This window comes from Kerstersia sp. (assembly GCF_052103615.1).
GTDB lineage: Bacteria > Pseudomonadota > Gammaproteobacteria > Burkholderiales > Burkholderiaceae_B > Kerstersia.
In genome coordinates this window covers 1-11,109 of the sequence record NZ_JBQEKA010000098.1, presented here as the reverse complement: position 1 = coordinate 11,109, position 11,109 = coordinate 1, and the positions used below count along the sequence as shown (strand labels likewise).

8 protein-coding genes and 1 pseudogene are annotated in these 11,109 nt (G+C 62.6%); 6 read left to right on the top strand and 3 right to left on the bottom strand.

All coding sequences use genetic code 11. From position 1 onward, the window contains the following. Window positions 1–195: 195 nt before the first annotated feature. The 3 genes from ACTJGZ_RS14415 to ACTJGZ_RS14405 all read right to left on the bottom strand — a co-directional run bounded on the left by ACTJGZ_RS14415 (window position 196) and on the right by ACTJGZ_RS14405 (window position 3,745). Window positions 196–960: an SDR family NAD(P)-dependent oxidoreductase gene (locus ACTJGZ_RS14415; protein ID WP_441663597.1), complete on the bottom strand. Its 765-nt coding sequence runs from the start codon at window positions 958–960 to the stop codon at window positions 196–198. Window positions 961–966: 6 nt separating this feature from the next. Beyond that, entirely contained in the window at window positions 967–2,820 is a 1,854-nt protein-coding gene (locus ACTJGZ_RS14410) for a feruloyl-CoA synthase (protein WP_441663599.1), read from the bottom strand. Window positions 2,821–2,956: 136 nt separating this feature from the next. Then, entirely contained in the window at window positions 2,957–3,745 is a 789-nt protein-coding gene (locus tag ACTJGZ_RS14405) for a crotonase/enoyl-CoA hydratase family protein (RefSeq protein ID WP_441663596.1), read from the bottom strand. Window positions 3,746–3,910: 165 nt separating this feature from the next. Between ACTJGZ_RS14405 and ACTJGZ_RS14400 the strand changes: the two are divergent. From ACTJGZ_RS14400 to ACTJGZ_RS14375, 6 genes and pseudogenes are all read left to right on the top strand, one after another. After that, window positions 3,911–4,639: pseudogene (locus ACTJGZ_RS14400) on the top strand (thiolase family protein); the annotation flags it as partial. Window positions 4,640–4,684: 45 nt separating this feature from the next. Next, window positions 4,685–5,113: a hypothetical protein gene (locus ACTJGZ_RS14395; protein WP_441663598.1), complete on the top strand. Its 429-nt coding sequence runs from the start codon at window positions 4,685–4,687 to the stop codon at window positions 5,111–5,113. 97 nt (window positions 5,114–5,210) lie between these two features. Beyond that, the gene (locus ACTJGZ_RS14390) at window positions 5,211–6,776 is read left to right on the top strand and encodes an acyl CoA:acetate/3-ketoacid CoA transferase (protein WP_441663595.1); all 1,566 of its coding nucleotides are present in this window, start codon (window positions 5,211–5,213) and stop codon (window positions 6,774–6,776) included. Window positions 6,777–6,912: 136 nt separating this feature from the next. Next, complete coding sequence (locus ACTJGZ_RS14385; protein WP_441663594.1) at window positions 6,913–8,058, top strand: ABC transporter substrate-binding protein; 1,146 nt, start codon at window positions 6,913–6,915, stop codon at window positions 8,056–8,058. A gap of 76 nt (window positions 8,059–8,134) precedes the next feature. After that, entirely contained in the window at window positions 8,135–9,172 is a 1,038-nt protein-coding gene (locus tag ACTJGZ_RS14380; RefSeq protein ID WP_441663593.1) for a branched-chain amino acid ABC transporter permease, read from the top strand. A 2-nt stretch (window positions 9,173–9,174) separates the two neighbouring features. Beyond that, window positions 9,175–10,983: a branched-chain amino acid ABC transporter ATP-binding protein/permease gene (locus tag ACTJGZ_RS14375; RefSeq protein WP_441663592.1), complete on the top strand. Its 1,809-nt coding sequence runs from the start codon at window positions 9,175–9,177 to the stop codon at window positions 10,981–10,983. Window positions 10,984–11,109: the final 126 nt, after the last annotated feature.

Sequence of the window (11,109 nt, the reverse complement as noted above, 5' to 3'; positions counted from 1 at the left end):
GGCCCGCAGGCCCGCCACCGACGATCACGACGTCATATTCCATGGATTCGCGTTGCACCACTTTGACTCCCCTACAATTTCACGGCGGCTCAGAGCCGCTCGGAGCCACCCAGAACCGCTCTGAGCCACCATTACGGCTCAGCGGCTCAGCAGCGACTCAACAGCTCAACGGCCCGGCGGCCCGTCTGCTGCCGCTTAACGCGGCGCCATGCGCAGCGCGCCATCCAGGCGGATCACTTCGCCATTGAGATGGTCGTTCTCGACAAAATGGCAGGCCAGGCCTGCAAATTCTTCCGGCTTGCCCAGGCGCTGCGGGAACGGAATCGAGGCCGCCAAGGTCTGCTGCACCTCTTCCGGCAGCTCGTTCATCAAAGGCGTCTTGAACAGCCCTGGGGCTATCGTAGCCACACGGATGCCATGACGCGCCAGATCACGCGCCATGGGCAAGGTCATGCTGACCAGCCCCCCCTTGGACGCGCTGTATGCCTGCTGGCCAATCTGGCCATCAAAAGCCGCGACCGAGGCCGTGAACAGCAAGACGCCGCGCGCCCCGTCTTCCAGCGGCGGCAAGGCGGCGCAAGCGGCAGCAAAGAGACGGCTGACGTTATAGGCGCCGATCAGGTTGATCTGCACCACCCGGGCAAAATCCTCCAGCGGCGCCGCGCTGCCATCGCGCTGCACGATGCGCTTGGCCGTGCCTATCCCCGCCACATTCATCAAAATACGCGCTGCGCCATGCGCCTGCGCCGCCTCGGCCAAGGCCTGCTCCACGCTTGCGGTATCCGTAATATCGCAAGCCAGGCCCAGCCCGCCGATTTCCGCCGCCACCCGTGCTGCCGCCTCTGCGTTGCGGTCCAGAATCGCCACTTTGGCGCCCCGCCGGGCCAGTTCCCGCGCCGTGGCCTCACCCAGACCGGAAGCGCCGCCGGTCACCAATGCTGCTACACCTTGAATATCCATGATCTCTCAGTCCTTTTTCTTCGCAGAGGGGTAGAAAATCCCAGGCGCCGTTCCCTCATGCAACGCCTCTACCAGCGCGGCGCGATGCCGCAACACGGCGCGCTGGTTGATCGAACCCTTATCCGTGATTTCACCGGCAGACGACTGCGGCGGCTCATCCAGCAGCACCATGCGCGCAATGCGATTGGCGCTGCCTGTCGCGCTGGCGGCCAGGCCATCAAGAATGCCCTGGAACGCCGCACGCACCGCCGGGTGGGCATTGACCTCGGCCTGGGGCGTTGCCGGCCCGGCCCCCGCCAATTCACGCGCGGCTTGCGCCACAAACACCATGGCGCCAACCTCCTTTTGGTTCAACCCGGTCAGAACCACATCGGCCAGATAAGGGTTGCCCGCCGCCACAATCCGCGTGCGCAACGGCCCGACACTGACAAACGTCCCGGTGGACAGTTTGAAATCCTCAGAAATCCGGCCATCGAAACGCAGCCCGCGCACTGGCTCAGCCGGATCTACCCAAGCCACGGCATCGCCTGTGCAAAGAAAGCCTTCCTCGTCAAAAGCCGCCTGCGTGGCCGCCGGATCCCGCCAATAGCCCGGCGTGATGTTCGGCCCGCGGTAGCGCACCTCCAGCTTGTCGCCATCAGGCACCAGCTTGATCGTCAGGCCGGGGGCAGGTACCCCCAGATCCCCGGCGCGGACATCGGGATGATTCACAAACAGCGCAAAGGGGCTGGACTCGGTCATGCCCAGCCCTGTCCCCATCACGATACGCTCGCCCAGCTCCTGCTCCTGGCATTCGTGCAAGGCATCCCATATCGGCTGCGCCAGCCCGGCAGCAGCGTAATAAAACAATTTGACCCGCGACAACAGATTGCGCCGCAGCGCGGCGTCCGTGCGCATAGCGGCAGCAATGGCCTCGAAGCCTGTGGGCACATCGAAATACACGGTAGGCGAGATTTCGCGCAAATTGCGCAAGGTTTCCTGAATCAGAGCCGGCGTGGGGCGCCCGTCATTGATATACAAGGAGCCGCCGTTATACAGCGCAATGCCAAAATTATGATTGCCGCCGAAAGTGTGGCTCCAGGGCAGCCAATCCACCATCGTCAAATCCGCGTCCTGCACCAGCGGAATGGATTGCGCCAATTGCTGCTGATTGGCGCACCACATACCATGCGTATTAATCACCGCCGCCGGCAGCTTGGTCGAACCGGAGGTGAACAGAAACTTGGCAATATGTTCAGGCGTCACGGCAGCGGCGGCAGCATCGACTTCCGGGCCAGCCGGCGTCGCCAAAATGTCGCGCCACAAGACCTGAGGCCCGGCACGGCGGCGCCAGCCGTCATCACGCTCCAGCCAGACTTCGCAATCTTCGGCTACCTCGGCGTCTATGGCGCGGCCATACTGCGCGCCATCCACCGCCAGCACGACGCCCGGCGTCAAAGTTTCCAGCACCCGGCGCAATTTGGCGTAGTCCGTTGCCAGCGTGGAATAGGCGGCTGATACCGTGCAATACGGAATGCCGACATACAGGCAGGCCAGCGCCAGCACCGCGTGCTCCAGGCTATTTTCGCCCAGGACCACCACCGGACGCTCGGCGCTCAGGCCGCGATCGAGCAAGGCCTGGCCAACCCGGCGCGCCTGCGCGAGCGCCTCGGCATAGCTGAGATGCACCCACTCGCCCAGACTGCCATCGGCCAGGCGTTCACGCCGGGCGAACAAGGTATGCGCCGGGCGCTCCCCAGCCCAGTAGGCCAGGCGGCTTCCCATATTGGGCGCAGCCGCCTGCAACACGGTCCCGGCACGCAAATAACAAACGCCATTTTCCCGGCGTTCGACGGATACGGTATCGACGCCATAACGCATGGCGCGGTAGCGCGGCGCGGCCAAGGCCGCGTTCTTCAATTCAGAAGTCACTTTGTGTCTCCTCGATCCCTCTGAAAACCAATCTTGCAGGCGTGATGTCGGTACACCGGATCTATTCACGCCCGGACAGCGGTTCTTACGAACCGGCACGCAGCTTTGCCGCCCTGCCCGCGAGAAACTCCGCCACGCGCGCCTTGGCTTCCGGCGCGGACTGCGCAATGGCGGAAACCAGGGATTCCATCAGCAGGCCGTTGTCGGCCGGCGCCTCGGCGATACGCGGCAAGACATGCATCAATGCGTAGTTGGTCATAGGTGCATTGCCGGCAATGCGCCCGGCCAGTTCACGCGCCTTGGCCAGCGATTCACCGGCGGGCACCAGATATTGCGCAAAGCCGACGCGCTCGCCTTCTTCCGCGCCATACACACGGCCCGTCAGCATCATGTCCGCCATGCGCGCCGCGCCAATCAGGCGCGGCACCCGCACCGAGCCGCCGCCCCCGACAAAAATACCGCGCGCGCCTTCGGGCAGCGCATAGAACGTCGTGCCATCCGCCACACGGATATGCGTGGCGCACGCCAGCTCCAGGCCGCCGCCAACCACAGCGCCCTGCAAAGCTGACACCACAGGAATCCGGCCGAACTGAATGGACTCCAGAGCCCGGTGCCACATGCGCGAGTGATGCATTCCCTGTTCCGCATCGCGCTCGCTCAGTTCGCTGAGATCCAGGCCGGCGCAGAAGTGCTCGCCCTTGCCGTAGATCACCGCTGCCTTGACATCCTGCGGCAGCGATTCGAAGACATCGCGCAACGCCAGGATCAAGCCGTCATTGAGCGCATTGCGCTTTTCCAGACGGTTGAGCCCTATCAGCGCAACCGCGCCATCAATCTCCACCGTCAGATTGGAATACTGCTCGAAATTCTTCATTGAGGTATGCCTTCTTGCTGTTTATTTGATTATAGTTTATAAATAATTTGATCTGTAAACAAGCGTTCCGACTAGTGAAAACCCCTACAAAAAGGTGTTTTTACTAAGAAAGAAAACAAAAAATAGTTCTTGAATAGAATCAAAAGCCAAAACGGAGACTTCCGCATGCGCGCCCATATTCCTTACGGCATTTACTGGTCCACGCCCTTCGCCAAATGGCAAGGCAGCCTGTCCACGCTCAACCCCCTGCCCCTGGTTGCCCAGGTTGCCAAGCAATCCCTGACGGCGCGGAATGTAGATCTATCCCAGATCGACCTGGCCATTCTTGGCACCACCAACCCCTACCCTGGCAGTTTCTACGGCCTGCCCTATGTCACTGGCCTGATGGGTATAGACCGTGTGGCCGGCCCCTCGGTACAGCAGGCTTGCGCCACCAGCGTGCGCGCCCTGCTGATGGCCAGCCAGGAAATCGCCATGGGCAGCGCCAGCTGCGCGCTGCTGCTCATGGCGGACAAACAATCCAACGGCCCCTTGCTCTACTACCCGGACCCCGGCGGCCCTGGCGGCTACGGCAGCCCCGAACGCTGGGTGCCGGACAATATGGCTCGCGACCCTTATACCGGCAAACCCATGCTGGAAACCGGCGAAAACGTCGCGCTGCGCTATGGCATAGACACAGCTGAGCAGCACGCGCTCAAACTGCACCGTTATCAGCAATACCTGGAAGCGCTGGCCAACGAACGCGCCTTCCAGAAACGCTACATGGTGGATGCCCCGCTCACGCCTCCCAAAGGCCGCAAAGACCTGGGCGTTCTGCAGGCCGATGAAGGCATTTTCCCCACGACCCCGGAAGGCCTGGCCAAACTCAAGCCAGTACGCGAAGGTGGCACCATCACCTTCGGCGGCCAGACCCACCCCGCGGACGGCAATGCAGGCGCCATCGTCACCACACGCGAGCGCGCCCGCGAACTCTCCGCCCGCCCGGAAATCGCCATTGAAATCCTGGGGTTCGGCATGGCCCGCGTCGAGCCCGCGCATATGCCCATGGCGCCATCGCCCGCCACCTTCCGCGCCCTTCAGGCCTGCGGCCTCACGATTGCCGATATCCATGCCATCAAGACGCACAACCCCTTCGCCGTCAATGACATCGCGCTGGCGCGTGATACCGGCTTCCCCTGGGAAAAGATGAACAACTATGGCAGCCCGATCATCTGGGGCCATCCGCAAGCCCCCACTGCCCTGCGCGCCATCCTCGAACTGATCGAGGAACTCGTGCTGCGCGGCGGCGGCGTCGGGCTGTTCACCGGCTGCGCCGCGGGCGATACCGGCCTGGCGGCCGTCATCCGCGTCAGCGACAGCAGCCGCTGACCCCACTTTTTTTCCGGGCGGCATGGCCCCGTTAGCACGGTTTGCTCGAACCGGCCCGGCCGCCCCGACGACATCCCCGAATCGAAAGGTCATCAGCATGAAAATCATCACTGCCAAGGAAGCGGGCGCCCTGATCCGCGACGACGCCACCCTCTTCCTGGGCGGCCTGGCCATGTCCAGCCTACCCGAAGAAGTCCTGCAAGGGCTGGAACAGCACTTCCTGGAAACCGGCCATCCCCGCCAGCTCACGACCTGGGCCTGCGGCGCAGTCGGCAATAGCGGCAACGGCGGCATGAAGCACTTTGCCCACGAGGGCATGATCCGCCGCACCATCGCCGGCCATTTCGGCCAGACTGGCGCGGAAATGATGAAAATGGTCTATGACGGCAAGGTCGAGGCCTACAACTTCCCGCAAGGGTCACTGTCGCAGCTCACGCGGCATATTGCCAGCCGTTCCCCTGGCCTGCTGACCAAGGTTGGCCTGGGCACCTTCGTCGATCCGCGCCAGGAAGGCGGCAAACTCAATAGCAGTTGCAGCGAAGACCTGGTGCGCCTGGTCGAATTCCAGGGTGAAGAGTGGCTGTACTACCCCTGCCCCAGGATAGACGTCGCAATCATCCGCGCCACGCTGGCCGACGAAACCGGTAACCTGACGCTGGACAAGGAAGGGGTGCTGCTCGAACAACTGGCTATCGCCCAGGCCGCGCGCGCCAGCGGCGGCATTGTCATCGCCCAGGTCGAACGCATTGTTCAGGCCAATAGCCTGCATCCGAAGCAGGTCAAGATTCCCGGCATTCTGGTCGATTATGTCGTGGTCGCCCAGCCCGAGAATCATTGGCAGACCATTACGACAGCATTCAATCCGGCGCTGTGCGGGGATGTGCGCATTCCGCTGAGCAGCCTGCCGCCCATGCCGCTTGATGAGCGCAAGGTCATCGCCCGCCGGGCGGCGCTGGAACTGATGCCCGGCGCCATCACCAACCTGGGAATAGGTATTCCCGCCGGCATTCCTGCCGTGGCTGCCGAAGAAGGCATTGCCGATCTGCTCACGCTCAGCGTAGAGAGCGGCGTCACTGGCGGCATTCCGGCGCAGGGCGGCGATTTCGCGCTGGCTTACAACGCCCAATCCATCATCGAACAGACGTCGCAGTTCGACTTCTATGACGGCGGCGGCCTGGACGCCAGCTTCCTGGGCCTGGCCCAGGTGGATGCCCAGGGCAATGTCAATGTGAGCAAATTCAATGGCCGCCCGGTCGGCTGCGGCGGTTTCATCAATATCACCCGCTCCACCCGCAAACTGGTGTTCTGCGGCACCTTCACCGCCGGCGGCCTGAAAATCGCCATCGCGGACGGCGCGCTGCGCATCGAACAGGAAGGCCGCAGCAGCAAATTTGTCGAACAGGTGGAACAGATCACCTTCAATGGCCAGGACGCCGCGCAACGCCAGCAGGACGTCCTCTTCATTACCGAACGGGCTGTCTTCCAGCTCGGCCTGAATGGCCTGGAATTGATAGAAATCGCCCCCGGCATCGACATCGAACGCGACATCCTCGCGCATATGTCATTCGCGCCCATCGTGCATACGCCACGCCTCATGGAAGCCGGTATTTTCCTACCCGAATGGGGCGGTCTGAAAGCCGCCATCCAAACCCGTACCCCATAAATAAACTTAACAAGAATACTTATATTCAAAAAGGAATACCCCTATAAAAACATTGATATTTGGGGTTTCCCCTATGCTAGACCCCGGCATTTTTAATTATTATTAATAACTAAATGCCGGATCACCAGGAGACAATATGAACCGCCCTAGCACCGCCCTGAAACTCGCTGCCGCGCTTGCCGTCGCCGCCGCATTTCCGGCCCAGGCCGATATCAACATCGGCGCCATCCTGCCGCTGACCGGCGCAACCTCTGCTCTGGGCATTCCCAGCAATAACGGGCTCAAACTGTGGCCCGCCGAAATCGCTGGCGAAAAAATCAACATCATCGTGCTCGATGACGCCACCGACCCCACGACGGCAACGCGCAATGCCCGCAGGCTGGTAACGGAAGACAAGGTGGACATGCTGGTCGGTTCGGTCGCCACGCCCTCGGCGCTGGCGATTGTGGATGTGGCCCTGGAAACCAAGACGCCACAACTGGCTCTCTCCCCGGTTCCCGTGCCGCCTGGCCGCGACGCCTGGACTTTCCGCCTGGCGCACTCTTCCACCGTCATGGCCAATGCCGCGCTGGCGCATATGGCCAAGCAAGGCGTGAAGACTCTGGGCTTTCTGGGCTATACCGACGCCTATGGCGAAACCTGGCTCAAGGACATGCAGGAGCTGGCGGATCAATACGGCATCAAGCTGGTATCGACGGAACGCTTTCAACGCACCGACACCAGCGTCACCGGCCAAACCCTCAAGCTGCTGGCGGCCAAGCCCGACGCCATTCTGGTCGTGGCCTCCGGTTCCGGCGCCGCCATGCCGCACCGCGCGCTGGTCGAACGCGGTTACAAGGGCAAGATTTACCAAACCCATGCCGCCGCATCGCGCGACCTGATCCGCGTCGGCGGCAAGGCAGTCGAAGGCGCGTATGTGCTGTCCGGCCCCGCTGTGATCGCCGAGCAATTGCCCGCCAGCAACCCGTCCAAGGCAGCGGCAGGCGATTTCGTCCAGAACTACGAACAGGCCTTTGGCCCCGGCACCCGCAATCAGTTCAGCGCGCACTCCTACGACATCCTGCTCTTGCTGCAACAAGCCGTGCCGGAAGCGCTGAAACACGCCAAGCCAGGCACCCCCGAATTCCGCACCGCCTTGCGCGATGCCCTGGAAAACCTGCCGGCCATTCCGGTCTCCCAGGGAGTCATCGACTTCACCGACAGCGACCACTGGGGCTTCACCCCCGAAAGCCCGGTCATCATGAAAGTCGTGGACGGCGACTGGGTGCTGGAAACCGACTGAGTTTCCCTGTCTCTTCTTTACGGCCCCGCCAGCGTGATGCTGGCGGGCCTGCTCATTCCTATCGCCGATATCGCTCATGGACTTTTCCATCGCCAGTATCCTGCTTGTGGACGGCCTGACCAATGGCGCGATTTATGCCCTGCTGGGCATGACAACCGTGCTGGTTTTCGCCGTCACCCGGGTTATTTATCTTCCTCAGGGTGAATATGTCGCCTTCGGCGCCTTGACGCTGGGCATGCTTCAACTGGGCCAGGTGCCAGGCACCGTCTGGTTCTTGCTGCTGATGGCCGCCTGCGCCGCCGTGCTGGACCTGATTGCCGACCTGCGCCAACGCCAGCCTGCCGCGCAGATCCTCGGCCGCCTGCTGCGCACGCTGGCCTTCCCGGTCGCCATTTCCGCCCTGACCATCTGGATCGCGCCGCGCCAGCCCTCACTGTTGACCCAGATGCTGCTGACGCTGGCGCTGGTCACGCCTTTCGGTTCGCTGATCTACCGCCTCGCCTATCAAAGCCTGGCCAATGCCAGCGTGCTGGTTCTGCTGATCGTCTCGGTGGGCGTGCACTTCGCGCTGACCGGCCTGGGCCTGTATTTCTTTGGCGCCGAAGGCTTCCGCACCCCGGCGCTCTGGGATGAGCAAATGAGCCTGGGCAGCCTGCTGCTTTCCGGCCAGACCATCATCATTTTCCTCATTACCATCGCGCTGATCCTGCTGCTGTGGCTGTTCTTCGAACACACCCTGCGCGGCAAGGCCCTGCGCGCCACGGCCGTCAATCAGCTGGGCGCCCGCCTGATGGGCATCTCGACGGAATCGGCAGGCAAACAGTCCTTCACGGTTGCCGCCTTCATCGGCGCGCTGTCCGGCCTGCTGATCGGCCCGACCACGACGATCTTCTATGACAGCGGTTTCCTGATCGGCCTGAAGGGTTTCATCAGCGCCGTCTTTGCCGGGCTGTCCAGCTATCCCATGGCGCTGCTGGGCGCCATGCTGGTCGGCATCATCGAAGCGTTCAGCTCCTTCTGGGCCAGCGCCTTCAAGGAAGCCATCGTCTTCACCTTCATCCTGCCCGTACTGCTGTGGCGCTCGCTGCGCGATCCGCATACCGAGGAAGATTGATCATGAGCACAGATACCTCCCTCAATTCCCTGCTGCCGCGCAGCGCGCCCAAGCGCAACTGGGCGCTGATCGTTTTCGTGCTGGTCATTGCGCTGCTGCCGCAACTGCCGCTGCCCGCGTTCTGGATTACGCAGCTGAACTATATCGGCCTGTATGCCCTCCCCGCCATGGGCCTGGTTCTGCTCACCGGCATTGGCGGCTTCACGTCTTTCGGCCAGGCTGCCTTTGTCGGCATAGGCGCCTACACCACCGCCTATCTATCCACGCAACTCGGCCTGTCGCCCTGGCTCAACCTATTTGCGGGGCTGCTGCTGACGGCTGCCTGCGCCCTGATACTAGGCTGGGTCACGCTGCGCATGAGCGGACACTATTTGCCGCTGGCAACCATCGCCTGGTGTCTGGCCTTGAACTATGTCATGGCCAATATGGAATGGCTGGGCAAGTTTGACGGCATTGCGGGCGTCCCCCCCATTCCGCTGCTGGGCCTGGACATGACCCAGGACCGCAATATCTACTATCTGATCTGGGGCTTTGCGCTGCTGGGCGCGGGCGCCCTCGTCAACCTGCTGGATTCCCGCACTGGCCGCGCCATCCGCTCGCTCAAGGGCGGCGTGACCATGGCTGAAGCCATGGGTATTTCCACCTTCCGCTACAAGGTGCAGATCTTCCTAATCGCCGCCTTGTTCGCCGCGGTTTCCGGCTGGCTGTTCGCCCACTTCCAGCGCTCCGTGAACCCCTCGCCCTTCGGCATCAAATTCGGCATCGAATACTTATTCATGGCCGTTGCCGGCGGTGTGGGCAGCATTTGGGGCGCTTTCACTGGCGCCGCCGTCGTGAAGCTGGTCGAAGATCAATTGCAGGTGCTGCTGCCCAAACTCATAGGCGCCACCGGCAGTTTCGAGATCGTGGTGTTCGGCATCATGCTGATCCTGATCCTGAAATACATGCCGCAAGGCCTGTTTCCCACCTTCGTCAACCGCCTGCCGCGCCGGCAGCGGGTGCGCGACTGGGGCAATGCCGCCGCGCTGCCGCGCCGCCCGCAACCTGAGCCCGGTTCGATGCTGCTGGAAGTCGATGCCATCCGCAAGCAGTTCGGCGGCCTGGTCGCCGTCAATGATGTGAGCTTCAGCATCCGCTCGGGCGAAATCATCGGGCTGATCGGTCCCAATGGCGCGGGCAAATCCACCACCTTCAATCTGGTCTCCGGGGTGTTGCGCAAGACCTCGGGCAGCGTGCGTTTCCGCGGCGAAGATATTTCGCGCCTGGGTTCGCGTGACATCGCCAGACGCGGCATGTCGCGCACCTTCCAGCACGTGAAGATGATGCCTGACATGACGGTGCTGGAAAACGTGGCGCTAGGGGGCTATCTGCGCAGCCGTTCCGGCGCCGTGGGCGCCATGCTCAAACTCAACCGAGAAGAAGAGCGCCAATTGTTCGCCGAAGCCGAACGCCAGTTGCAGCGCATCGGCATGGCCGGGCAAATGCACGAGCTGGCCGGCAACCTGGCGCTAGGCCCGCAACGCCTGATGGAAATCGCCCGCGCCCTGTGCACCGACCCCGCCCTGCTGCTGCTCGATGAGCCTGCTGCGGGCCTGCGCCACAAGGAAAAACAGGCGCTCGCCGGTGTGCTGCGCCAATTGAAGGCCGAAGGCATGAGCCTGCTGCTGGTGGAACACGATATGGATTTTGTCATGAACCTGACCGACCGCATTGTGGTCATGGAATTCGGCACCCGCCTGATCGAAGGCACGCCCGCCGAAGTCCAGGCCAGCCCGGCAGTCCGCGCAGCCTACCTGGGCACGGAGCACTGATATGAGCCAAACGCCTCTTCTTGATATCCGCGGCCTGACCGCCGGCTACGGCCGCGCCGAAGTGCTGCATCAACTGGACTTTCAGGTGCCTGCGGGCAGTGTGGTCACCATCATCGGCCCCAACGG

Bases quoted from the DNA above. Each gene is read 5' to 3' on its own strand.
- ACTJGZ_RS14380 (WP_441663593.1), top strand. From the start codon at position 8,135: ATGGACTTTTCCATCGCCAGTATCCTGCTTGTGGACGGCCTGACCAAT.
- ACTJGZ_RS14390 (WP_441663595.1), top strand. From the start codon at position 5,211: ATGAAAATCATCACTGCCAAGGAAGCGGGCGCCCTGATCCGCGACGAC.
- ACTJGZ_RS14410 (WP_441663599.1), bottom strand. From the start codon at position 2,820: ATGCGTTATGGCGTCGATACCGTATCCGTCGAACGCCGGGAAAATGGC.
- ACTJGZ_RS14415 (WP_441663597.1), bottom strand. From the start codon at position 960: ATGGATATTCAAGGTGTAGCAGCATTGGTGACCGGCGGCGCTTCCGGT.
- ACTJGZ_RS14405 (WP_441663596.1), bottom strand. From the start codon at position 3,745: ATGAAGAATTTCGAGCAGTATTCCAATCTGACGGTGGAGATTGATGGC.
- ACTJGZ_RS14385 (WP_441663594.1), top strand. From the start codon at position 6,913: ATGAACCGCCCTAGCACCGCCCTGAAACTCGCTGCCGCGCTTGCCGTC.
- ACTJGZ_RS14375 (WP_441663592.1), top strand. From the start codon at position 9,175: ATGAGCACAGATACCTCCCTCAATTCCCTGCTGCCGCGCAGCGCGCCC.